Source organism: Enterobacter sp. P82 (assembly GCF_037053385.1).
GTDB lineage: Bacteria > Pseudomonadota > Gammaproteobacteria > Enterobacterales > Enterobacteriaceae > Enterobacter.
Genome location: NZ_JBALHX010000001.1, coordinates 980611 through 1005434, shown reverse-complemented (window position 1 = coordinate 1005434; position 24824 = coordinate 980611). Strand labels below are relative to the sequence as shown.

The 24824-nt window shown below is 51.1% G+C and carries 21 protein-coding genes and 1 pseudogene; 11 read left to right on the top strand and 11 right to left on the bottom strand.

All coding sequences use genetic code 11. The annotated features are described in order from the left end of the window. Positions 1-214: 214 nt before the first annotated feature. Both WB237_RS04685 and ttcA read left to right on the top strand, forming a co-directional pair. A pseudogene (locus tag WB237_RS04685) lies at positions 215-513 on the top strand (tyrosine-type recombinase/integrase); the annotation flags it as partial. A gap of 38 nt (positions 514-551) precedes the next feature. Next, a complete protein-coding gene (gene ttcA / locus WB237_RS04680) occupies positions 552-1487 on the top strand; it encodes a tRNA 2-thiocytidine(32) synthetase TtcA (protein ID WP_336210792.1) in 936 nt (311 codons plus the stop codon). 42 nt (positions 1488-1529) lie between these two features. Here the strand turns inward: ttcA and dbpA are convergent, their stop codons facing one another. From dbpA to zntB, 3 genes are all read right to left on the bottom strand, one after another. Next, positions 1530-2903, bottom strand: coding sequence for an ATP-dependent RNA helicase DbpA (gene dbpA / locus WB237_RS04675; RefSeq protein WP_336210790.1), 1374 nt, complete (start codon positions 2901-2903; stop codon positions 1530-1532). A gap of 27 nt (positions 2904-2930) precedes the next feature. Further along, positions 2931-3101, bottom strand: a complete 171-nt coding sequence (gene ynaL, locus WB237_RS04670; protein WP_336210787.1) for a proline-rich small protein YnaL — start codon at positions 3099-3101, stop codon at positions 2931-2933. A gap of 274 nt (positions 3102-3375) precedes the next feature. After that, the gene (gene zntB, locus WB237_RS04665; protein ID WP_049006940.1) at positions 3376-4359 is read right to left on the bottom strand and encodes a zinc transporter ZntB; all 984 of its coding nucleotides are present in this window, start codon (positions 4357-4359) and stop codon (positions 3376-3378) included. A 197-nt stretch (positions 4360-4556) separates the two neighbouring features. Between zntB and WB237_RS04660 the strand changes: the two genes are divergently transcribed. After that, complete coding sequence (locus tag WB237_RS04660) at positions 4557-5687, top strand: GGDEF domain-containing protein (protein WP_336210784.1); 1131 nt, start codon at positions 4557-4559, stop codon at positions 5685-5687. A gap of 33 nt (positions 5688-5720) precedes the next feature. Here WB237_RS04660 and WB237_RS04655 read toward each other — a convergent pair whose 3' ends face one another. Further along, entirely contained in the window at positions 5721-6875 is a 1155-nt protein-coding gene (locus WB237_RS04655) for a methyl-accepting chemotaxis protein (RefSeq protein ID WP_336210781.1), read from the bottom strand. Between the two features lie 462 nt (positions 6876-7337). Between WB237_RS04655 and WB237_RS04650 the strand changes: the two genes are divergently transcribed. From WB237_RS04650 to WB237_RS04635, 4 genes are all read left to right on the top strand, one after another. Beyond that, positions 7338-9467: a putative bifunctional diguanylate cyclase/phosphodiesterase gene (locus WB237_RS04650; protein ID WP_336210778.1), complete on the top strand. Its 2130-nt coding sequence runs from the start codon at positions 7338-7340 to the stop codon at positions 9465-9467. Positions 9468-9559: 92 nt separating this feature from the next. Beyond that, a complete protein-coding gene (locus WB237_RS04645) occupies positions 9560-10792 on the top strand; it encodes a sensor domain-containing diguanylate cyclase (protein ID WP_336210774.1) in 1233 nt (410 codons plus the stop codon). Positions 10793-10866: 74 nt separating this feature from the next. Beyond that, a complete protein-coding gene (locus WB237_RS04640; protein ID WP_147279777.1) occupies positions 10867-11007 on the top strand; it encodes an Ecr family regulatory small membrane protein in 141 nt (46 codons plus the stop codon). Positions 11008-11225: 218 nt separating this feature from the next. Then, positions 11226-11789, top strand: coding sequence for a DJ-1/PfpI family protein (locus tag WB237_RS04635; RefSeq protein WP_028018835.1), 564 nt, complete (start codon positions 11226-11228; stop codon positions 11787-11789). A gap of 59 nt (positions 11790-11848) precedes the next feature. Here the strand turns inward: WB237_RS04635 and WB237_RS04630 are convergent, their stop codons facing one another. Beyond that, positions 11849-13465 (bottom strand): peptide ABC transporter substrate-binding protein, encoded by a 1617-nt coding sequence (locus WB237_RS04630; RefSeq protein WP_336210767.1) that lies wholly within the window; start codon positions 13463-13465, stop codon positions 11849-11851. 185 nt (positions 13466-13650) lie between these two features. Here WB237_RS04630 and mpaA point away from each other — a divergent pair, with 185 nt between their 5' ends. Further along, complete coding sequence (gene mpaA, locus WB237_RS04625; protein ID WP_336210764.1) at positions 13651-14364, top strand: murein tripeptide amidase MpaA; 714 nt, start codon at positions 13651-13653, stop codon at positions 14362-14364. Here mpaA and ycjG read toward each other — a convergent pair. After that, positions 14355-15320: an L-Ala-D/L-Glu epimerase gene (gene ycjG, locus WB237_RS04620; protein ID WP_336210762.1), complete on the bottom strand. Its 966-nt coding sequence runs from the start codon at positions 15318-15320 to the stop codon at positions 14355-14357. The genes mpaA and ycjG overlap by 10 nt on opposite strands. A gap of 107 nt (positions 15321-15427) precedes the next feature. Between ycjG and tpx the strand changes: the two genes are divergently transcribed. Together tpx and WB237_RS04610 are read left to right on the top strand one after the other, a co-directional pair. Continuing rightward, the gene (gene tpx / locus WB237_RS04615) at positions 15428-15934 is read left to right on the top strand and encodes a thiol peroxidase (protein ID WP_336210758.1); all 507 of its coding nucleotides are present in this window, start codon (positions 15428-15430) and stop codon (positions 15932-15934) included. Positions 15935-16210: 276 nt separating this feature from the next. After that, positions 16211-17419 (top strand): aldose 1-epimerase family protein, encoded by a 1209-nt coding sequence (locus WB237_RS04610; protein WP_336210755.1) that lies wholly within the window; start codon positions 16211-16213, stop codon positions 17417-17419. 37 nt (positions 17420-17456) lie between these two features. On the opposite strand, the gene tyrR is transcribed toward WB237_RS04610, so the two are convergent. From tyrR to WB237_RS04595, 3 genes are all read right to left on the bottom strand, one after another. Next, positions 17457-18998 carry a transcriptional regulator TyrR gene (tyrR, locus tag WB237_RS04605; RefSeq protein WP_336210752.1) on the bottom strand — a complete coding sequence of 514 codons (1542 nt, stop codon included), beginning with the start codon at positions 18996-18998 and terminating at the stop codon, positions 17457-17459. A gap of 112 nt (positions 18999-19110) precedes the next feature. Further along, positions 19111-20163 (bottom strand): YcjF family protein, encoded by a 1053-nt coding sequence (locus WB237_RS04600; RefSeq protein ID WP_336210749.1) that lies wholly within the window; start codon positions 20161-20163, stop codon positions 19111-19113. Further along, the gene (locus tag WB237_RS04595) at positions 20160-21557 is read right to left on the bottom strand and encodes a YcjX family protein (RefSeq protein ID WP_336210747.1); all 1398 of its coding nucleotides are present in this window, start codon (positions 21555-21557) and stop codon (positions 20160-20162) included. Before WB237_RS04595 ends, WB237_RS04600 begins: the two co-directional genes overlap by 4 nt. A 154-nt stretch (positions 21558-21711) precedes the next feature. Here WB237_RS04595 and WB237_RS04590 point away from each other — a divergent pair, with 154 nt between their 5' ends. Continuing rightward, entirely contained in the window at positions 21712-22722 is a 1011-nt protein-coding gene (locus WB237_RS04590) for a LacI family DNA-binding transcriptional regulator (protein WP_336210744.1), read from the top strand. Between the two features lie 33 nt (positions 22723-22755). On the opposite strand, the gene WB237_RS04585 is transcribed toward WB237_RS04590, so the two are convergent. Together WB237_RS04585 and WB237_RS04580 are read right to left on the bottom strand one after the other, a co-directional pair. Then, positions 22756-23670 (bottom strand): OmpG family monomeric porin, encoded by a 915-nt coding sequence (locus WB237_RS04585; RefSeq protein ID WP_336210741.1) that lies wholly within the window; start codon positions 23668-23670, stop codon positions 22756-22758. A 65-nt stretch (positions 23671-23735) separates the two neighbouring features. Next, the gene (locus WB237_RS04580) at positions 23736-24818 is read right to left on the bottom strand and encodes an ABC transporter ATP-binding protein (RefSeq protein ID WP_336210739.1); all 1083 of its coding nucleotides are present in this window, start codon (positions 24816-24818) and stop codon (positions 23736-23738) included. Positions 24819-24824 lie beyond the last annotated feature (6 nt).

Here is a 24824-nt window from a genome sequence, read left to right as displayed (position 1 = left end):
AACCTTGAAACACTTAACCTAAATTATTCATTAATTGCAAAGGACTCGGCAGTATACGCAATCTGCGCAACTGGTGCGACATTGGTTGTTTCACCTGCCCTATATTTCATCCAGCATTATGTCTGGCCAGTGTTGAAGTTTATCGGCTTGAAGATTCGCTACTTCTTCCATGGATACTAAAAGTCTCGCCACTGGCGAAGCGATCTGCTAGAGCCTGCGATTCGTTTTCATACCCCGGATGCGGAAGGAAGAACAGAAAGCCTACTACTCTTTATCAAGTATCGGCGCCAGATTTAACGCTGCTGTAAAACGTGCTGGCATTCGCCGCCGGAATCCGTACCATACGCGGCATACTTTTGCCTGCTGGCTTTTATCTGTCAGCGCTAACCGTCTTTCATAGCCAGCCAGATGGGGCATGAAAACGCGCAAATGGTTTATGAAGTCTACGGTGCGTGGATTGAAGAAATGAATGGCGAACAGGTGCTGATGCTTAACGATAAGCTCGCACGCTGAAAAATTTTTGCCCCTATTGGCTCCGAAGGTAGTAATACATGCAAGAAAATCAAGCAAATACAAAGAAAGAGCAATACAACCTGAACAAACTGCAAAAGCGACTGCGCCGTAACGTGGGCGAGGCCATTGCAGACTTCAACATGATTGAAGACGGTGACCGTATTATGGTTTGCCTGTCAGGGGGTAAAGACAGCTACACCATGCTGGAGATCCTGCGTAATCTTCAGCAAAGCGCGCCGGTGAAGTTTTCCCTGGTGGCGGTCAACCTTGACCAGAAACAACCGGGCTTCCCGGAGCACATTCTGCCGGAATATCTGGAGAAGCTGGGAGTTGAGTACAAAATCGTTGAAGAAAACACCTACGGTATTGTGAAAGAGAAGATCCCGGAAGGGAAAACCACCTGCTCTCTCTGCTCCCGTCTGCGCCGCGGCATTCTGTATCGCACCGCAACGGAACTGGGCGCAACCAAAATTGCGCTGGGCCATCACCGCGACGATATCCTGCAGACACTGTTCCTGAACATGTTCTACGGCGGCAAGATGAAAGGCATGCCACCAAAACTGATGAGCGATGACGGCAAGCACATTGTCATCCGCCCTCTTGCCTACTGCCGCGAGAAGGATATTGAGCGTTTCTCTCAGGCCAAAGAATTCCCGATCATTCCATGTAACCTCTGTGGCTCTCAGCCAAACCTGCAGCGCCAGGTGATTGGCGACATGCTGCGTGACTGGGACAAACGTTATCCGGGTCGCATCGAAACCATGTTCAGCGCGATGCAGAACGTTGTGCCCTCCCACCTTGCGGATGTTGAGTTGTTCGACTTCAAAGGTATCAACCACGAATCAGAGGTGGTGAATGGCGGCGATCTGGCGTTTGATCGGGAAGAGATCCCTATGCAGCCTGCTGGCTGGCAGCCAGAAGAAGATGACAATCAGTTCGAAGAACTGCGTCTGAACGTACTTGAAGTGAAATAAAATAATAGCGTCTCAGAAAGAGATTCTGAGACGCTATATTCTTTACTTCAGCAGACGAACGCGGCAGGTTTTCCCTTTAATTTTCCCGTTTTGCAGCTGCTTCCAGGCCTTATGAGCAACCGCCTGGCGAACCGCCACATAAACATGTGACGGATGCACCGCAATCTTACCGATATCCACCCCATCCAGACCCACATCTCCCGTCAGCGCACCTAATACATCACCTGGACGCATCTTGGCTTTTTTACCGCCATCAATGCACAGCGTCGCCATTTCAGCCTCCAGCGGCACGAGGCTGACACCAGCTGGTGGGGTTATCCAGTTCAGCTTAATCTGCAGCATTTCTGAGAGAATATTGGCGCGTTGCGCCTCTTCCGGCGCACAGAAGCTGATCGCCAGTCCGCTGTTTCCTGCACGTGCCGTACGGCCGATACGATGGACGTGGACTTCAGGATCCCACGCCAGCTCATAGTTCACCACCAGCTCAAGGGATTTGATATCCAGACCACGCGCCGCCACGTCGGTCGCAACCAGTACACGGGCGCTGCCGTTGGCAAAACGGACCAGCGTCTGATCGCGATCGCGCTGCTCCAGATCGCCATGCAGCGACAATGCACTCTGCCCCGCCGCATTTAGCGCATCGCAGACTGACTGGCAGTCTTTTTTGGTATTACAGAACACCACGCAGGATGCAGGCTGATGCTGGCTAAGCAATTTCTGCAGTAGCGGGATTTTTCCCTGCTGCGAAGTTTCAAAGAACTGCTGTTCAATGGCTGGCAGGGCATCAACACTGTCGATTTCAATGGTAAGCGGGTTTTTCTGCACGCGGCCGCTGATGGCGGCAATGGCTTCCGGCCATGTGGCAGAGAACAACAGCGTCTGGCGATCGGAGGGTGCGAAACGGATCACCTCGTCAATCGCATCGCTGAAGCCCATATCAAGCATCCTGTCGGCCTCATCCATCACCAGCGTTTGTAACGCATCCAGCGAAACAGTGCCTTTTTGCAGGTGATCCAGCAGGCGACCTGGCGTCGCGACAATAATGTGCGGCGCATGCTGGAGCGAATCACGCTGTGCACCGAACGGTTGTCCGCCGCATAGCGTTAAAATCTTAGTATTGGGCAGAAAACGTGCCAGACGACGCAGCTCTCCGGCGACCTGATCTGCCAGCTCGCGCGTCGGACACAGAACCAGTGACTGAGTCTGGAACAGACCAGCATCAATGTGCTGCAACAACCCAAGCCCGAATGCTGCCGTTTTGCCACTGCCCGTTTTTGCCTGCACGCGTACGTCACGGCCTTCAAGGATGGCTGGCAGCGCGGCAGCCTGGACAGGAGTCATAGTGAGATATCCCAACTCGTTAAGATTATCGAGTTGGGCGGCAGGCAGAACATTCAGGGTAGAAAAAGCAGTCACAATAATCTCTCGTGGTCATCTTCGCAGTCAGATGGCGCGTATCCTCGCAGATCTCGGGGTTTGATGCGACATTTTAATCGGTTCTTCATCTGGCGGCGGGTCCGGCATTGGCTGCGGACGCGGGATGGGATCGGGCATCGGTACGGGATCGTTGGGGGTTGGGCCGATCGGGATGGACTGTAACAATGGCATGCTCATAATTCCCTCCAGGTTTAGGCGTACTCTTCTCTTAGGTTAGACGCTGGCAAACAGGAGGCAAAAAAAAGCCGACTATGAAGTCGGCGTCGTACGAATCAATTGTGCTATGCAGTAATTCAAAAAAGGAAGTAAGACAATATGGAGCGCAACGCCCATCGCTTGACGTTGCATTCACCTGCGGGAGTAATATTGCACCTTACGGGGTAGATGTTTATTGACTTCGCTCAATTAAAAGAGCGTTTTGAACCGCGTAAAACGTGAAAAAAACGTAAATTTACAGCCATTTACTGCGATGTAACCACCATGCAACACCACCAATCACAACCACTAACATGACGCAAAACGCGGTAAAGCCGTAGCGATAGGCATTCCCCGGAATTCCCCCCAGGTTCACGCCAAACAAGCCGGTCAGAAACGTGCTGGGTAAAAATACCATCGCCATCAGAGACATCGTATAGGTTCTTCTCGCCAGGGATTCCTGCATCACCTGGGCGATTTCGTCTGCCATCACTGCCGTTCTGGCGATACAGGAATCAATTTCGTCCAGCCCGCGGCCCAGCCGGTCGGCGATATCCTGCATTCTGCGTCGCTGATCGTCATTCATCCAGGTAAGTCTTTCGCTTGCCAGACGGGCATATACGTCACGCTGCGGCGTCATATAGCGACGCATAACGATCAACTGCTTACGCAATAACGCCAGAAATCCACGCGGTGGGATCTGCTGATCGAGCAGGTTATCTTCCAGATCGATGATTTTATCGTGCAGCTCTTCGATAAACTCGCTCGCATGATCGGTAAGGGCGTCGCAGACGTCCACCAGCCAACTACCACAGTCGATCGGCCCGGTACCTTCCTTCAGATCGTTAACAATGTCATCCAGCGCCAGGACTTTACGCTGACGGGTGGAAACAATCAGACCATCATCCATATAGACGCGCATCGCAACCAGCTGATCGGGACGTTCATCCGTACTGCCATTAATGCAGCGCAGGGTAATCAACGTTCCGTCTCCCATTCTGCTCACGCGAGGTCGCAGGCTTTCCCCCGCCAGCGCATCGCGCACATTGTTAGGCAAGAGCGGTGTCGAGGCCAGCCAGTCAGCACTGTCCGGGTGGGTGTAGTTCAGGTGTAGCCAGCAAGGATGTTCGTTATCAATGACATCGCTATCTTCCAGCGGTCGGGCCCCGCCGCGTCCATCCAACACCCACGCAAATACTGCGTCAGGAACGTTAAGTTCAGATCCTTTAATGCTCTCCACAGCGCCTCCGCCTTTTTAGCTCTTTCGATGTCAGTCTAGCTTTCATCAGGGGTTAAGCAACAACTATGTGCCGCATCGCCCTGAAATCGCTCAGGAATTGAACGTATTGCAACAGGTTCCTGTAGACAGACGCAGGCAAATCATTAGAGTTAATGAAATGCTGCTAGATTGATCTAAAAATATGCTGGGGTAAGTGCGTGACCATAAAAAAGAACTGCGTCGCATTCGATTTGCGCCTGGCAGAAATGCGCGCAATAGCGATAAAAACCAGCATGACCTGGTTCCTGTGGGTGAACATATTGTTCTCGCTGTTTATTCTGGGACGACGTTACTTTGCACCGATCGGTGTGTTAACACCTTCCCTTCATCCAGCAGGATTGATGGAAGGCATGATGGTTATCATTCTTACCCTCTCGGCTGGCGTACTTTTTATACTGCGAATGGCACCGCTGCAAAACGCCCCCTGGCTCAGAAGCCTGGCCAGAGGTGTTGTCGTTGGGTTAAGCCTCTGCTGGGCGACGTGCTTTTACGTATTAATCGCCAGTGAAGATATTCGGATCATCTTCCCGTTTGCTGCACTGCTACTGTTTGCTTCACTCATTTCCCTCTACTTTGACCCCAGAGTGCTATTACGGTTTATCGTCCCAGTGTGGGTGACAATTCTGGTTACCACACTCTTTCACCCCACTCAGCTCACCGTCCTTAGCGCCCTGCAATGGGTCTTACTGGCGGGTTTAATTGAATCCGGGAGACGGATCCTTAACCGCTGGTTTATTCTTGCGCTGCAACGTGAACAAGAAAACGCCGACCTTATTCATCAGCTAGGTCTGCTCGCCAACAAAGACCCACTAACCGGGCTAGCCAACCGCCGAAGTTTTGAAGCGCGTATGGACCAGGAAATCGCCAGTCACCAGCAGGATGGGAAAGGATTTGGATTGATTATGCTGGATGTCGATCATTTTAAACTCTACAACGACCATTACGGCCATCAACAAGGGGATCGCTGTCTGATCATGATTGCGGGTGTACTTGAATCTGCGAGCCGGGAAAATGAAGGCATTGTTGGCCGGGTGGGTGGCGAGGAGTTTGTGGTCTTACTCCCCGAGGCTGATGACAGCATGGTGCGGTCGACTGCGAAACGCATTTCCCGCATGCTGGAAAGCCAGGCATTCGCTCACGCCCTTTCCCCAGTCAGTCCTCACGTAACGGTGAGCCAGGGGCTGACGCTCTGGACACAGGGGCAATCGCCTCAATCCGTCATTGGCTGTGCGGACAAAGCACTGTACATGGCGAAACTGCAAGGACGCAATCGCTGGGTCGAAGCATAAAAAAAGCCTGGTACACCAGGCTCTGTTGTTCCGTCACAGGGAGTGACCGGGTCGCGGGTGGAACGACAAATTACCCGCATGTGATGGCAACGTGATGCCTGCCTCGTCACTGTTATTAAGCCGGAAGTTACGTGTCCGGGTCTGAAGTTCAATCACCTGATTACGCAGCACATCAGATGAACCATTGAGTTCCTCAGCCATCGCCACATTGCTTTGCGTGACCCGTTCAAGCTCGGACAACGCCAGGGTGATCTGAGAAATGCCTTTCTCCTGCTCTGATGTGGACGCGGAAATTTCGTCCATCAACCGGCTGACATTACCCGACCCCGCCACGATTTCATGCATATTCTTTTCTGCCTGAGACACAACAGTGGCACCCTGAGTGACGTTACTGCTGGTGACTTCAATCAGCGTTTTGATATTTTTCGCGGCCTCCGCGCTACGGTGTGCCAGGTTTCTGACCTCCTCCGCAACCACCGAGAAGCCTTTTCCATGGTCTCCCGCCCTCGCCGCCTCGACGGCCGCGTTAAGCGCCAGAATGTTCGTCTGGAACGCAATACCATCGATGAGCGAGATAATTTCTGTCATCTGCTGCGCGCATTCGGTAATGGATTGCATATTGGTGGCAACCTGCCCCATCAGCTCTCCTCCCTTGCGAGCCTGTAACGTCGCCACATTCGCCTGTTCGCTCGCCAGCCGGGTGTTATCGGCATTGTTTTTGGTGCTCGCAGCCATCTGTTCCATGCTGGCCGCAGTTTGCACCAGAGATGCAGACTGTTGCTCCGTTTTCACCGAGAGTTGCGCACTTCGGGAGGAAAGTTGATCCGATAACGTCATGGCGGTTAGCGACGATGCCCTGATCTCCCGGACAAGCGTGGCAATGTTGCTGGAGAGGCTATTAATCCCGGGGATTAATCTGCCTGCACAGTTATTACCGAACTCAGGAATAGACACACCAAGATTGCCTGCGGTCACTTCTTCAATACTTTTTTTCACAGTATTGATCGGTGTCACAAGATACTTGGTCATATAGCCCCAAAGTAAAAATAGCGCAACGAAATTTAATAAATTAAGTGAAACGAAAAGAGAGACATTGCTGGAAAATAGAACAACAACACCTGCATTAACCAAAAAAAGACAAAAAAGGAACCAGGTAATGAAGGTTCTGACACTAATATTTCTTAGCATGATTATACCCACGTTTTATATTTTGGTCGGCATTTAGACTTATAGCATCGGCTCTGAAATTTGTCCTCACAAACACCGTCGGTTTTTTGTTTTACCGTTAGCCACCTGAGATTTGGCTTAAGTCAGATAAAAAGATTGTATTAGTGAAAATGTTCTGCGTGGCATGCTGCAATACTGGTCTCCTGCCACGTTAAGCGATACCATCCCCTGCGGTGAGAGGTTCCGTTTGCCCTCATATTTAAGGAGCTTTGCTAGAGTTATTCGCATTTGTTTAGCAATGCTAATTTTGTTAATAAATGGAATATATTTTATATTCTTTACTATTTTTAGAGTTTTAATATGACTGGCCATTTTTCACGATAAATAACTAATATTGTTTAATGCTAATGCGCATGTTCGCTGCCAGATAAAGATGTGTTCGGCAGGCGAAATCGGTAACCCTCTCAGGAGTGGGATTGCATAATGCTCAGTATATCGTGGGACCCTGTACTCATCGCCGTCTCTTATCTGGTGGCTTTTATCGCCTCTTTTATCGCCCTGGACAGCGCCGGGAAAATTCCCCTTTCCAGCCGCAAGGCGGCAATGTTCTGGCGCATTGCCGGAGGCGTCACGCTGGGTATCGGGATTTGGTCAATGCACTTCATCGGCATGCTGTCGATGCAAATGCCAATGATGATGAGCTACGACCTCTGGTTAACACTTGCGTCTCTGGGTGCGGCAGTTGTTGCATCGACCACGGCCATTAATATTGCCGTCACCGGCAAAAAACTTTCTCCCTTTCGACTGTTCTTCGCCACGGTGATCCTGAGTGCGGGCGTGGTGTCTATGCACTATATCGGTATGGCCGCATTGATGCTGGACAGCAGCATCGTCTGGGATCAGCGCATTGTGGGTTTGTCCGTACTGATAGCCGTTGTTGCCTCCGGCGTGGCGTTATGGCTGGCTTTCCGCCTGCGCGATATCCACAAAGGGGTTTTTGTGAGTCGCATTCTTGCCGCTTTTATTATGGGTGCCGCCATCTGTGCAATGCACTATACCGGTATGAGTGCCGCGCATTTTCTTGAAATGTCACATTCCGTCCCCGGCGGGATCAGCGAACTGGGATTATCTATCTGGGTTTCGGTTACTACGCTCACCCTGCTCGGTGTAATGCTGATTATCTCGCTCGTAGATTCTCACTGGCGCACCAATCGTCTGACGGAAAATCTGCGGCAGCTCAACCGCCAGTTAGAGCTACAGGCTCGCTTTGATGCACTCACTGGGCTCGCCAATCGCCACCAGATGGATATCCGCATGCAGGATTGTCTGCGCAGCGCGTTGCTGAGTAAGAAGCAATTTGCCGTGATTTTCCTGAATGTCGATCACTTTAAACGTGTCAACGATACCTGGGGTCACAATGTCGGTGATGAGCTGTTAATCACGCTTGCACAACGCATCACGGCCCGGCTCACGCGTGAGATGACCCTGGCCAGACTGGGAGGGGATGCCTTTATCTTACTGGTTCCTGAATGCGACGACGACAAACTCAATTCGCTGCTCGCTACGTTACTCGGGGATATGCGTCGTCCTCTTTCAATCTGTGGACACACGTTAAGTACAACCGTCAGCGCGGGGGTTAGCCTCTACCCGCAAGATGGAGAAACGTTGCATGAACTTAAACTGAAGGCGGACGCGGCTTTACATCACGTTAAAGAGGATGGCCGTAATGGCTGGGCTATTTACCGGGCTGAAATGTCGACGGCGGTTCCGGCTAAACCTGGCTTTTTGCAGGAACTCACCCAGGCACTTGAACGCGATCAGTTTGAACTTTGGTACCAACCAACCTGGCATGCCGAAGAGAAAACGATTCACGGTTTTGAAGCGCTTCTCCGCTGGCGCCATCCTGAGCAAGGGGTGTTACTGCCTAATCTGTTCTTACCCTCGCTGGAACAAACAGGTTTAATTATTCCGGTTGGCAACTGGGCCATTGAAGCAGCATGCCGACAGCTTCATTTCTGGACTGAACAAGGTTTTAGCCAGTGGACGTTGTCATTCAACTTATCCCCTGTTCAGTTCGAACAGCCGGACATCTTCTATATCGTATCGTCGATGCTGGAAAAATATAACCTGTCTCCTTCCCGGCTGATCCTTGAGGTGACTGAGAGCACCGCGCTTAAAAATCTCGACCGCAGTATCGAGTTACTCAATGCGTTTAATCATGCGGGGATCACCGTCTCTATTGATGATTTCGGGACTGGCTATTCAAACCTGCTGATGCTGAGCGTTCTTCCGGCAAAAGAGCTCAAAATTGATAAAAGTTTTGTGATGTCGATGCTGGAAAATGAAAAAAGCCGCAAGCTGGTTGAAACCATTATCAACATTGCACGGACCATGGAGATGAATGTGGTTGCAGAAGGGATCGAAACAGAAGAGCAGCAAGCGGTACTGACCAGCCTCGGCTGCGATTATCTGCAGGGGTTCCTTTTTTCCCGTCCTTTACCTGCCGAACAAGTTCCGTGGCTGCTGTTGCAGAAGAACTCAGACAAACAAATTATACCAATTGGTAAAATTCATTCAGAACACGTATTTATTTCGCAAAAAAATCATGCCTGACGAGATTAAGTAGAGTATGTTTCAAAAGAGTACGCACGAGTCAATCCGATCATGATTGTCAGGCACAATGTGCCGATGAACAGGAAATGCCTATGTCGCAAAATGGTTTTGATGCGCTGAATGTAATTAAAACACCCGTGTGGCTTATTTCAGCTGTTTCGGAACAGATCATTTTTGCAAATGTGGCCGCAGCTCAGGTAATGGGTGACAAAACACTGAATGATTTGCGCAAAGGAATTTATTCCGCGAGTGCACAAACTGTGCTGTCGATGTACGTTTCTGAACTCAAAACGGAGCAGGAGATCGTCGAAATCTGGACCATAAACCGGGATGGACAAGATGCTCCACTGAGTTGTCGACTCTCGCTGGCCCACTACGCACCCTATGGTGATGTGATTGTTTTCGAAGGGATCTCTTCGCAAATCGTCTCCGGGCTGAAAGCCAGCCGTTCTGCAACCTACCGGCGCAAAAAACAGGGGTTTTACGCGCGCTTTTTCCTGACCAACAGCGCACCGATGCTGTTAATCGATCCTGCTCGGGATGGCCAAATCGTTGATGCAAACCTTGCGGCACTCAATTTTTATGGTTATTCGCATGATGAAATGTGCAGTAAACATACCTGGGAAATAAATACTCTTGGAAGAGATGTTATACCCATTATGACCGAAATTGCCGCACTGCCCGGCGGTCATAAACCTCTCAATTTCGTTCACCGTCTTGCCGATGGCTCCACCCGTCATGTACAGACGTATGCCGGGCCTCTTGAGATTTACGGTGACAAGCTCATGCTGTGCATCATCCATGATATCACCGAGCAAAAAAGGCTGGAGCAAGAGCTGGAACACGCTGCCTCGCGTGACGCCATGACGGGTCTGCTCAATCGTCGGCAGTTTTACACCCTTATCGATCAAACCAGCCAGAATCATCTTCCCGCGCAACAGCAATTTAGTCTGCTGCTGGTGGATACCGATCATTTTAAAAACATTAACGATCTCTTTGGTCATCTGAAAGGTGATGAAGTACTTATCGCCCTCTCCCGAACGCTGGAAGCCTGTGGCCGGAAAGATGATCTGGTGTTCCGCTGGGGTGGTGAAGAGTTCGTCATCCTGCTGCCGCGCACCTCCCTCGAAACCGCCATGCAGATTGCCGAATCAATCCGCTCTGCCGTTTCCCGTATCACTATTCCGGGTTTACCTCGGTTTACCGTCAGCATTGGCGTGGCGCGACATAGCCCGGGCGAGAGTATTGATGACCTGTTTAAGCGTGTAGATGATGCGCTGTATCGCGCGAAAAATGATGGGCGCAACAAGGTCCTTGCCGCATGAAACTGGAGTATCAAGGAAAGCCCCGTTACAATGCCCACCTCGAATAAACCGAATAGTGGTGGGTAACATCTTCAATGAGTAAAACAGAAATAATACTCATCTTAATTATTTTAAGCCTTATTATATTTGGTTTTTGGTTTATTTTTAGTGGTGAAATCTGGTATCTCGTAGAAATTCTGGAAAACAGCCTCTACCCCACCTTCGATGCGTTATAAACCACGTTTAATTTCTTGTTTCACCTACCGAATTTGTCAGCTATCTGAATCCCTGAATGCCACGTAAAATACGCGGCGTTATCATCCAATAACGTTGATAACAAATCACTAAATCATTTGCTTATGTTGCCCGTGCTCTGACGGGCTTTTTTTATTTCCGGCATTCCAGCCATACCAGGCTATATCTTAATCATCTTTATACATAAAGGTGAGGAATGATGAGCAAGAAGATCCTGATGCTGGTTGGCGATTACGCCGAAGATTACGAAACGATGGTACCCTTTCAGGCTTTACAGATGATTGGTCATCAGGTTGATGCTGTCTGCCCCGATAAATCAAAGGGCGACTATGTCATGACGGCAATCCATGATTTTGACGGTGCCCAGACCTATAGCGAGAAACCCGGTCACCGTTTTACGCTCAATGCCGACTTTTCCGCAGTAAAAGAGCAGGACTACGACGCGCTGCTTATTCCTGGAGGAAGAGCCCCCGAATATCTGCGGTTAAATGATGACGTGCTGAAGCTGGTACAGGCATTTGACGCCGCGCGTAAACCGATTGCCGCCGTGTGCCACGGCCCGCAATTGCTCGCTGCCGCTGGCATTCTGAAAGGACGTACCTGTAGCGCCTACCCTGCCTGTGCACCTGAAGTCCGTCTCAGCGGCGGACACTACGCGAATATTGGCATCGATCAGGCACATGTGGACGGCAATCTGGTTACTGCTCCCGCCTGGCCTGCGCATCCCCAGTGGCTGGCGAAATTTAATGCATTGTTAGAATAGTGCGATAAGTAAAAACTGGCGCAGTTTAGCGCCAGTTTCACTTAGGCGATGGTTATACGTCAGTGCTTCTCGATATACATCGTACGGCTATACGCCACGTCTTCCGGGTTATTGATAGGATACCCTTTCACCCAGGGCTTAATCAGGCGACCATTGGTGTACTGGTAAATTGGCGCAATGGGGGCTTTCTCCATGAGGATTTTCTCCGCCATGTTGTAGTCCGCATTACGCGCTTTCGCTGTCGTCTCCAGCGTCGCCTGGTGGACTATCTTATCGTAAGCCGGATCGTTAAAACGCGAAATATTGCCAGTATGAGTTGACGTCAGCAGCGACAGGAACGTCGAGGGTTCGTTGTAATCACCGACCCATGAGGCGCGGATCACGTCAAAATTGCCGGTGTTGCGGCTATCAATGTAGGTTTTCCACTCCTGGTTTTGCAGTTTGACATCCACACCAAGATTTTTCTTCCACATGGACGCCACCGCAATGGCGATTTTCTGGTGGTTTTCGGATGTGTTATACAGCAGGGTCAACTTCAGCGGGCGCTGTGGGCCGTAGCCTGCGGCCTGGAGCAAGGTTTTCGCCTGAGCATTCAACTCCTGCTGTGACATCTGCTCAAACGGTGAAGACTCCGGGGTAAAGCCCGCCGTCACGTCAGGGGTAAAATGCCAGGCTGGCTTCTCACCGGTCCCTAAAACCTTTTCCGCCATAATGCGGCGATCGATGGTCATACTCAGCGCCAGACGAACGCGGGCATCCGCTGTCGGACCTTTTTGCGTGTTAAACGCGTAATAATAGGTACCCAGTTGAGGCGGGGTATAAACTTGCCCCGGTATATCCTTCAGGAGTTTCTGATACATGTTTTTCGGGAACGATTCGGTAATATCAATATCTCCCGCCAGATAGCGTTTGGTGGCAGACGACTCCTGATTGATTGGAATGAAGGTCACTTTTTGCAGGACAGTTTTTGCATTGTCCCAGTAATGCGTATTTGGAACGACAACCAGTTTTTCATTTACCACGCGGTCATTAAGAACGTAGGCGCCATTTCCAACCAGAGCTCCAGGACGCGTCCATTCCTTACCACTTTCAACGTTGGCTTTTTGCACCGGGTAGAACGCAAAGCTAGCTGTCAGGTTGCTAAACCACGGCAGTGGCTTATCCAGTTGAACGCGTAACGTCCTGTCATCGACCGCCGTCACGCCCAGCGTATCCGGTGCCGCTTTACCATCAATAATCGCTTGCGCGTTGTTGATACCTGCCAGCGCCGCGAACCAGGCAAACGGAGACGTGGTTTTCGGGTCAACCAGACGCTGCCAGCTGTAGACAAAATCCTTCGCGGTGACCGGGGAACCGTCAGACCACCTGGCGTTATCACGCAGGGTGAACGTCCAGATACGGTTATCGTTACTCTGCCAGCGCGTCGCCACCCCCGGAGTTAACTCCCCTTTCTCATTCTGATTAACCAGTCCTTCGAAGAGATCGCGAATCACCTGAATCTCTGGCAATCCCACCGCTTTTGCCGGATCGAGCGAGGCAGGCTCATCTTTAATATGTCTGACCAGCTCCTGTTGTTGCGCCAGTACCGTGCCCTGTGGCACATCAGCAGCATACGAGAGTGTTGAGAGTCCGCACAGACACAGTGCAGCACAAAGACGCGAGACAGGATGCTTCATACGATCCCCTTTAATGAATTCAGATAACAAGCAGATGCGTAATTATTTGTTTCGAAAAAGAGAAATGCAAATCCCTTCGTCCGGAAAAGTGATTTGCGACAATTCTCAACCGATAAGGAAACTATTTGATTAACAGCGAATTTTGCACAACACTGCCTGTAGAGACTTCTTTATCAGGATTTCGTATGGCAATCACCCGACCAAGAGCGGAACGAGGCGCCTTTCCGCCGGGCGCAGAGCAATATGGCCGCTCATTTTTAGGCGCATCACTGATCTGCTTCCCGGCACCCGATGCCGATCGCAACAGCGGTTTGATCATTGCCGGTACGCATGGCGATGAGAATTCCTCCATCGTCACGCTCTCATGTGCGCTGCGAACACTGACACCCAAACTACGGCGTCATCACGTCATTCTGGCGGTGAATCCGGATGGCTGTCAGCTTGGATTACGCGCGAATGCGAGAGGAGTCGATTTAAACCGTAATTTCCCGGCAGCAAACTGGCATGCCGGGGAAACGGTGTATCGCTGGAACAGCGCCGCTGAAGAGCGGGATGTGGTCCTGCTAACGGGAGACACCCCAGGTTCGGAGCCGGAAACGCAAGCGTTGTGCCAGCTTATCCATAAGATCCACCCTGCCTGGATTGTCTCCTTCCACGATCCGCTGGCCTGTATTGAAGATCCACGTCACACCGAACTGGGCGCGTGGCTGGCAGAGGCTTTCGCCCTGCCGCTGGTTACCAGCGTTGGCTATGAAACACCCGGCTCATTCGGAAGCTGGTGCGCCGATTTGAGCTTACCGTGTATCACCGCTGAATTCCCGGCAATCTCTTCCGATGAAGCCAGCGAAAAATACTTAAAAGCGATGGTGGAACTTCTGCGCTGGCAGCCTCAAAGATGAAGAACGCCGCTGGTAAAATTGAGCGCGGGTGAAACGTCAACCGCCAGCCATGTCGGGCCATCCAGGTCAGCAAAACTGACCTGATTGACCAGCGGTAATGCCGCGTTGATTGCCCGGGATGTACAAAGCATGCATCCCAGCATCAAGGAAAAACCCTCAGTCCGGGCCTGGTCCGCCAGGGCCAGTGCTTCGGTAAGCCCGCCGGTTTTGTCGAGCTTAATGTTGATCATCTCATAGCTGCCCTGCAGCTCACTCAAATTCTCACGGGTATGGCAGCTTTCATCCGCGCACACAGGCAACGGATGGATAAAATTCTTCAGCGCCGCGTCATTTTTCGCCGGAAGAGGCTGCTCCAGCATCGCCACGCCCAGGTCAGCCAGCAACTGACATCGCGCTGCAAGCCCTTCGGGATGCCATGATTCGTTGGCGTCAACAATCAGTGTGGCCGACGGCACTGCCGCGCGAATGGCAACCATTCGTTCGCTAATCAGATGATCGTCGAGCTTCACCTTTAACAGGGTGGCCCCTGCATCAAAAAGCGCTTTTGCACTGGCTGCCATTTGTTCCGGCTCACCAATGACAACCGTTTGCGCCGTAATGACCGATTGCGGCAAGGTCACGCCCAGCAACGACGTCAGTGATGTTTGCTGTTTAGCGGCTTCAAGCTCCCAGAGCGCGCAATCAATGGCGTTACGTGCCGCCCCGGCGGGTAAACGCTGCTGTAATGCCTCGCGCGAGAGCCCTTTTTGCAGATCAGGTACCAGGGTCATGATAGCCGCCATCACTGATGCAGCACTTTCTCCATAGCGTGGGTATGGCGTGCATTCTCCCGTGCCTTTAAACCCCTCTTCCTCAATTTCAACCACCACCACACCGGCCTCACTTCGGCTGCCGCGAGAGATGACAAAGGGGGAATGCAATGGCCAGGCTTCTTCATAGACTTTAACGCTTCTCATCACTGACTCCTTGCGGCCTGGAAAGGCGAAAAATTTGGTTTGCCGTGTTATCCGCTGATGGCATACACTAGCCCCGACGTTAACTATATGTAAACAGGAAGATATCTATGTCACAACTCGTTCATTTCCAGGGCAACCCGGTTGCTGTTGCAGGTTCCATTCCGCAGGCTGGCAGCAAAGCTCAGGCTTTTACTCTGGTGGCTAAAGATCTGTCTGACGTCACACTGGCTCAGTTTGCGGGTAAACGCAAAGTACTGAACATTTTCCCAAGCATTGATACCGGTGTTTGTGCTGCATCTGTGCGTAAGTTCAACCAGCTGGCGACTGAAATGGACAACACGGTTGTGCTGTGCATTTCTGCTGACCTGCCATTCGCCCAGTCTCGCTTCTGCGGCGCTGAAGGCCTGAGCAACGTTATCACTCTCTCCACCCTGCGCAGCCCGAATTTCCTCAAAAATTACGGCGTCAGCATCTCCGAAGGCCCACTGAAAGGTCTGGCAGCACGCGCTGTACTGGTTATTGATGAAAACGACAATGTCGTATTCAGCGAGCTGGTTAACGAAATCACCACCGAGCCGGATTACACCGCTGCGCTGGACGTGCTGAAAGCATAATAATTGCTTAGCAATCTATACAGTACTTTCTAAACCTCGCTATGGCGGGGTTTTTTATTACTCAATAAGCTGAATCGTTAAAGCTATACTTGTCACAATTCACAATTATTGTGCAACAACCTCCTCTATACTTATCAATAAAGCGATCATAATCCCACAATAATCTTCAAAAATTCATATTTTTGCGCCTGGTGAAGCACATCACATTTCCATTTTTGTTAAGACATTAGATTCCCTTACGAAAACAAATAATCGTTTCAGCAAAAAGGGAAGAATATGAAAATCAAACTGGCGTTTACGATACTCGCAGTACTGTTCTCTGGCCAAGCCGCGGCTAAAACCTGGGTGCTGACAAGCGCTGAAAGCAGCGTGGAGAAAGGAAACTGGAAAATTTCGAGCGATGAGCTGAACGTTAAAGGGCAAACGTTCAGCATTGAGCAAAAAGTCTTACATGGAGGTAAACAGGAAGGCAGTAAAGTCATCATCATTAGCAGCAAAAATGGACTGACAATTGCCTTAAGCCCTACCCGTGGCATGGATCTCCTGCATGTTGAAGGGTTTGGTACCAAACTGGGGTGGAATTCCCCTGTCAAAGAGGTCGTCAACCCGGCCTATATCAATCTGGAAAGTCGAAACGGGCTCGGTTGGCTGGAAGGTTTCAACGAAATGATGGTGCGGTGTGGCTATGAGTGGACAGGCCATCCGGTCACCGCTGATGGACAAATCTATACTCTTCACGGTAAGGCGGGTAATACGCCTGCCTCGCAGGTGGAAGTGGAAGTTGCTGATGCTGCCCCACATGAGATTCGCATTCGCGGTTTAATCAAAGAGAGCACGTTCAAGAAAGCCGATCTGCAAACGATGACCGAACTGCGTTATGTTCCAGGAAGCAACCAATTCAGCCTGCATGACGTTCTGACCAACCATGCTGATTATCCTCATGATTATCAAATCATCTATCACAGTAACTTTGGAACACCGATCCTCGAAGAAGGCGCGCGATTCCTTGCCCCGGCAGTAAGCGTGAGCCCATTCAACGACTACGCCAAAGCGGGCGTTAACGAATGGCAAACCTACGCAGGGCCGACAAAAGACTTTGATGAGATGGTCTTTAATATCAAACCGCTCGCGGATAATAACCACGAAACGCTTGCGGCAGTGATCAATAAAGCCGGTGATAAAGGCGCGTCAATTCAGTTTGATACTCGCCAGTTGCCCGTGCTGACTCTCTGGAAAAACACCGACACGCTGAAACAGGGTTATGTTACAGGCATTGAGCCAGGTACCAGCTACGCGTACCCCGTCACCATCGAACGCGAGCAGAAACGCGTTAAGCAGTTGCAGCCAGGAGCCAGCACGCAGTTTGATTTGACCTATACCCTGCTTCACAACCCACAACAGGTGAAAGATGTGGAAAACAGAATTGCGTCGATTCAGGGAGACACAAAAACGGAAATCGTAACCACGCCTCTTGCGAAGGAATAAGCGAAAAGAAAAAAAGCCTCTTTACAGAGGCTTTTTGTTATTCGTCGCCCTTCTTATGATTCAAACCATACTCGCGCAGCTTATTCGCTATCGCGGTATGCGAGACACCAAGACGTTTTGCCAGTTTGCGGGTACTTGGATAGCTGCGATAAAGCTGTGTCAGCACTGAACGCTCGAAACGGCTGGTGATCTCATCCAGTGAACCTTCCATCGCCTCTTCACCGACAGATACTGACCCGGCGTCGTAATCCGGCAACAGGATATCCTGCGGACGTAATTCATATCCTTCCAGCTGCGTCAGAGCCCGATAAACGGCGTTTTTGAGCTGACGAATGTTACCCGGCCAGCCATAGCGCATTAATACCGTGCCGAGATCGGCTGAGAGCTTCGGACGCGGAACGCCCTGCTCGTCGGCAAAGCGAGCCACAAACAGTTCGGTTAACGGCATGATGTCCTGCGGGCAATCGCGCAACGGTGGAATGTTGAGTGTCAGGACGTTGAGGCGATAATAGAGATCCTCGCGGAAGATCCCCTTTTGCACCAGTTCGACCAGGTTTTTCTGGGTGGCGCAAATGACACGCACGTCCACATGCACTTCATGATCCTCACCCACGCGGCGGAACGTACCATCGTTCAGGAAACGCAGCAGCTTAGCCTGCATGCGAGGAGACATTTCGCCGATCTCGTCCAGTAGCACGGAACCGCCATTGGCCTGCTCGAAGAACCCTTTTTTGCCTTCCGGGGCGTGACCGAATAACTCGCTTTCGACGGCATCTTCAGGAATGGAGGCGCAGTTAAGCGCCAGATACGGTTTTGCAGCACGCGGGCTCGCCAGGTGTACGGCGTGAGCGAGCAGGTCTTTCCCGGTGCCGGTATCGCCGGTAATCAGCAGCGGCGCAGTCAAACTCGCGAGCTTACGGGCCTGGTCAATCACATGACGCATTTTCGGGCTGACGGCAATAATCTGGCTGAATGCCCCTACATCCTGACTGGAGAGGTTTTGCAACTGACGTCCCATACGTAACGTTGATCGCAGCATGATCACCGCGCCAGTCAGCACGCGGGTATTGCTTTCCCCTTTCAGATAGACCGGCGTGATCTCCATCAGGAAATTCTGTCCGTTGATCACCACGTGCTCGCTATGTGTGTTCTGGGGGTTGCTATCCAGCCAGCGCTGGAAGTTAAAACCGGGAATCAGCTGTGCGGCGTTATGGTGGCTGAGCTTGTCCTGGCTCTGTGCAAAAAGCTGACAGCTGGCGTGGTTAACGCGTTCTACTTTGCTTTTCAAATCCAGAGAGAGGAAAGGCTCTGGCATCGCTTCCAGCAGTGCGCTCAGCGCCAGGTGCTCACGCTCAGAGGGCATCCACGGGATAGTACGTACATCCGTAACGCCAGCGATACGGCGGATTTCAGCCATCAGGCTACTGAAGGTATTAAATTCAATTTCGGCAAAATTGAGGTAAATCTTCCCGACAGGGTCGATCTCAATGCCACGTAAATCAATGCTACGTAAAACAAGAAGATCGAGTAATTCGCGGGTCAGACCGAGACGGTCTTCACAGAAGACTTCAAGACGCATGGGAAATTCACCGTTTTAAGCCAATAACAGTAAAATGATATGTCAGAACACGGTGATCCGGAAGCTGGCTGTCAACAAATATTGACAGCCAGCACGATTAGTGAACAAAACCTCACGGGGCAGGTTTTTTATTGAGCGTTTCTTTGAGCTGACCGATCAACTCGCGCCTGAAATCCCCCAGCCGCGGCTTGTCGTCATCAATCCAGGGAAGCGGACGACAGACTTCCATCGCTTTAATACCTAAACGCGCTGTCAATAAACCCGCCCCAATACCCTGAGCGGCACGGGCTGAGAGCCTGGCCGCCAGATCCTGCGACATCCAGTCCATTCCCACTTCGCGCACCAGCTCACTCGCACCGGCAAAGGCGATATTGAGCAAAACCAGTTTAAACAGTCTGAGTCGGCTGTAATAACCCAGCTCGATGCCGTAAAGATTCGCGATACGGTTAATCAGGCGTAAGTTACGCCAGGCGATAAATGCCATATCGACCAGCGCCAGCGGGCTGACGGCAATCATCAACGTGGATTCCGCCGCAGAGCGGCTAATCTCGCGCCGTGCCTGGGCGTCCAGCACCGGCTGGACCATATGAGAATAGAGCGTCACCACTTCGCGGTCATTCTGGGTTTCATGGATGGCGGCATACCAGCGCTGAAGTGCCGGATGCGATTGATCAATACCTGCCTGACTGGCGAGCTTTTCACAAAATGCGCGACCTTTTCCGGTAGCGTGACTGTGGAGCAGGTCCCGAGCTTCATCGCGCTCATGCGCGCGCTGTCTCAGACGCCAGAGGCGACGCCACTCCGTTACAACCGACCCAATACCCGCCCCCACAATCAGGGCACCCGCAGCACACCCGCCGAGCGCGACCCAGTCCTGGGTTTGCCAGGCATTCATCGTCCATTGTACGCCCTGCCCAACCACACTTACGCCAAACAGCGCCAGACCGGCGGTGACCATCTTGCGCCAAAGGCTGCGTTTCGGGCGTAAAGCAGCCTCAACGACAGCTTCCGCCTGGCCTTCCTCTACACCCGGCTCTTCCGTCACTGCCGGGGCAAAGTTCTCAGCCTGCGTACCACTGAACGTTTGCGCGGTTTTAAACGCTTCCTGATTCTCTTGCTCAAGCGTTCCGGTAAAGTCTATGCGTGGTTTTAACGGTTCCGTCATCGCAATTTATCTCCAATCAAAAACTCCAGTGCCGCATCCAGACGAATGTGCGGTAACGGTTGATCGACACTCATGGCCTGGGGGCGAAAAGCTTCAAACTGGAAGCCCTGGCTCTGCCAGAACGCCGGGCCTGGAAGCCGTGCAGGAACTTCGCCCGGATACACGGTAAGTGGCTCGCCGTCGCTAAGACGGTTCCCGCGTAATGCCGGAATTTTTTCGCCGTTAAGGTCAATCAGCCCACTTTGCGTCGCCTGCACGGACGCCAGCCCGAGGCAATCCATGCTGATCCCTTCGAAAGCGGCATTTTGCCAGGCATCCTGGACCAGTTGTTGCAGCAGCGACACCATATTGGCGTGTTGATCGACCGTGACATGATCGGCTTTGGTGGCTGCAAACAGCAACTTGTCGATCACCGGCGAGAACAAGCGGCGAAATAGCGTCCGCTGACCATAATGAAAACTTTGCATCAGCTGTGTCAGCGCGAGGCGCATGTCGTTGAAAGCCTGTGGCCCGCTGTTAAGCGGCTGAAGACAATCCACCAGCACTATCTGACGATCAAAACGTAAAAAGTGGTTTTTGTAGAAACCCTTGACCACCTTTTCACAGTAGTAATTGTAACGCTCGCGCAGCATCCCGGCATTCGTGTGCTTGTCGGCCTGAGCCAGTTTTGACTCTCCGGTGCCATCCACGTCCGGCCACGGGAAGAACTGCAACGCGGGCGCTCCGGCTAAATCACCCGGCAGGACAAAACGCCCCGGCTGGATAAAATGCAGCCCTTCCTGTTTGCACTGATGCAGATACGCCGTCCAGGCTTCCGCGATAGCCGCCAGACGGTTTTCATCAGCAGGCGCGAGCGGATCTAAGCCTTCGCACAATTGCCGCCAATTTGCTGACCACTCCGCGCGGTGACCCTGTAACAAACTCGCCATCTGACGGGACCAGCTAAGATAATCCTGCGCCAGCATGGGTAAATCGAGCAGCCATTCGCCAGGATAATCGACGATTTCAAGATACAGTGTTGAGGTATCTTTGAAGTGGCGCATCAGGGATTCATTGGAACGAAAGCGTAACGCAAGACGAATTTCACTTACCCCTCGCGTTGGCGTCGGCCACGTGGGTGGGTCGCCATAAAGCTGTGCCAGCCCTTCGTCATACGTAAAACGTGGAATGCCAAAATCGCGCTGAGGCACGCGCTTAACGCCCAGCAAACGCTCTTCCCGCACAGCGCTAAGCAAAGGCAAGCGTGCCCCTGCGTGCAGGTTAAGTAGCTGGTTCACCATCGCGGTGATAAATGCCGTCTTACCACTGCGGCTCAAACCTGTCACCGCCAGACGCAGATGACGGTCAACACCGCGGTTCACCAGTGAATTGAATTCGTTTTTAAGTCGCTTCATTGCCGTCCTTTTTGTCCGGAAGACTGGAATTCATGGCTTCAGAATACAATAAATGGGGGCAGATCGTTGATTATCAATTCTTATTTATTGCTATTGCCGTTTTCTCTCCAGTAAGATGAACAGTATTGCTGTCAGTCTGGAGTGAGTAAGGTGTATGTCACCCACCATCTATGATATCGCACGGGTTGCGGGCGTATCGAAATCAACCGTTTCCCGCGTTCTGAATAAACAAACGAATATTTCTCCTGAAGCGCGTGACAAAGTGCTGAAGGCAATAGACGAATTAAATTATCAGCCCAACAAACTGGCCCGCGCCCTGACCTCTTCTGGCTTCGATGCCATTATGGTTATTTCGACCCGCTCGGCCAAAACCACTGCCGGTAACCCTTTTTTCTCCGATGTCCTTCATGCCATTACGGCAAAGGCGGAAGAGGAAGGTTTTGACGTTATTTTGCAAACCTCAAAAAGCAGTGAAGATGATCTGCTGAAATGTGTGAGTAAAATTAAACAGAAGATGATCAAAGGGATTATCATGCTGAGTTCACCGGCAAACGAATCCTTTTTCACCACGCTTGACGAATACGGAGTGCCGGTGGTCGTTATTGGAAAAGTGGAAGGTGAATATCAGAATATTTATTCCGTCGATACGGACAATTTCCACGACAGTGCCATATTGACAGATTCATTTATTAAACATGGACGCACAAAAATTGCCTGTTTGCATGCTCCGCTAGACTATCACGTTTCTATCGATCGTCTTGCCGGATATAAATCCAGCCTTGAGAAACAGGGCATAACTATTAACCCGGATTGGGTCATTGATGGCGGATATACCCATGAAAGTGCGCTAAAGGCGGCCTGCAAACTTCTCTCATCGGACAACCCGCCCGATGCCGTTTTCGCCACTGACAGCATGAAATTGTTAAGCCTTTATCGTGCAGCGGATGAGTTAAATCTGACGATCCCCGAGCAGGTTGCCATGGCGGGATACAGCGACCCAATGCTGTCTCTCGTTTTAAGCCCTGCGCCAGGCGGGTTTGATATTCCAACGAGAAAGCTGGGCGAAGAGAGTTGCAACGTGCTGTTTCAGCGTATTGCGGGTAAACCTGCGCCGCATAAGATATTGGTTGAAACGCATTTTTCGGATGCGGCTTCCTTGCGCTAAAAACCAGGGGCAAACGCCCCTGGTAGATCATTATCAGAACGCGTAATTCACACCGACACCCGCATAGTGGAAGCGATCGCTCTCACCTTCGTCGTGGTTTTCCCATTCATAGGCGTATTCCAGTGTCATGGATAAACCATTATTGAAATCATAGGCATAAAGCATACCCAGTCGGTTGAAATCATGCCCTTCACGATCAGGATCGTCCTGCCAGTCCCAGTTTGACCAGCGATCGAGGCCAAGACGGGTATATGGCGTTAAAGTGGTCTGGCCTAACGAAATGGGCAGATATGCACGAATTTCCTGGGTGGAGAACTCGCCGTTATTACGGGAGCTGTCCATATTGAAACCGCGCTCTAAATAGTAATTCACTTTAGCTGCAAAGGTTTCGTTAATGGTCCACGTAAAGCCCGTTTCGGTTTCAACGCGGCTGTCAGCATAACCGGTTTTTTCGAGATCGTTGGCAAACTGATACATGGCAAACCAACCGCCAAAACGCCAGTCGTCGGTTAACTTAATATCCCAGTCAGGCTGAACTTTGTAGCGCTGCATATTAGCGCTGCCGTCTTTGGCGCCGTGTTCATCTTTAAAGTGATAACCATAATTACGAAAACCACCGGTCAGACCGAAAGTAAAATCATCGGTGCCGATAAATCGGTAGCGTAATTCAAATTCCGGGCGATCAAAATAGGTGCCGCGCGTCATACTGCTGTAATCAACTGGCCCTTCCTGGTACATCGCCAGAGAAATAGTCCACGCATCCCATGTCGCATTAAACCACACGGAAGGTTCATATAATCCATCTTTATCGTCGCCCTGACCTTCGACGTTTTCAATTTCATACATTGCACCGATATTAAATTCCCACTGCTTTGCCGTTTCTGTAGCTTGTGCGTAATTAACCCCTGCGCATAGGATAAGCGCAGCACTTCTTAGTAGAGTACTCATTAAATATTCCCTTTATAATTAACAAACAAAAAACCGGAAATTTGCATTCCCGGCAAACGCTCTTCTTATCTAATAGCCGCTTCGGTATCGGCGTCGAAGAAATGGCACTTATTCATATCGAACTGGATGCCGATATTATCTCCAGCAACGTAGTCATTCGCCGCCCCTGCACGGACAACCAGTTCATGTCCACCCACGGTGGCATAAAGCATAAATTCGGCTCCGGTCAATTCTGCAACACTGACCTTCGCCGTGATGTCATTTCCGCTGCTCTGCAGGGCAAGTATGTCTTCCGGACGGATCCCAAATACCACCGCTTTGCGCTGATATCCTTTCGCATTCAGTATGTCGAGAATGTTCTTTGGGATCTCCAGGCGTAGTGTTTCTGTCACGAAATAGCGATCGTCGATAGCACCACGAATGAAGTTCATCGCCGGTGAACCAATGAACCCTGCGACAAACATATTTGCCGGCTCGTTGTACACCTGCTTCGGAGCCCCCACCTGCTGAATAATGCCGTCTTTTAAGATCACGATGCGGGTCGCCATCGTCATCGCTTCCGTCTGGTCGTGCGTGACATAAATCATGGTGGTATTAAGCTTCTGATGCAGCTTGCTGATTTCAGCGCGCATCTGTACACGAAGCTTGGCATCAAGGTTGGATAACGGCTCATCCATCAGAAAGACGCCCGCTTCGCGCACAATCGCCCTGCCCAGCGCCACACGCTGGCGTTGACCGCCGGACAAAGCGCCTGGCTTACGCTTCAGGTATTCACGTAAGCCTAAAATCTGCGCCGCCCAGTTAACGCGCTCCTCAATCACCGCAGGCGCTATTTTTTGCATTTTCAGGCCAAACGCCATGTTGTCGTAGACCGTCATATGCGGATAAAGCGCATAGTTCTGGAACACCATTGCGATATCGCGTGACTTGGCTGGCACATCATTCATGCAAATGCCGTCGATAATCAGTTCACCTGCACTGATCTCCTCAAGACCGGCAATCATTCGTAGGGTGGTCGATTTACCGCAGCCCGATGGACCGACAAAGACAATGAATTCTTTGTCCTCAATTTCGAGGTTGAAATCCTTAACCACGTGGACCTGGTTATCATAGATTTTCTGAATATGTTTCAGAGACAGTTGAGCCATAATTTA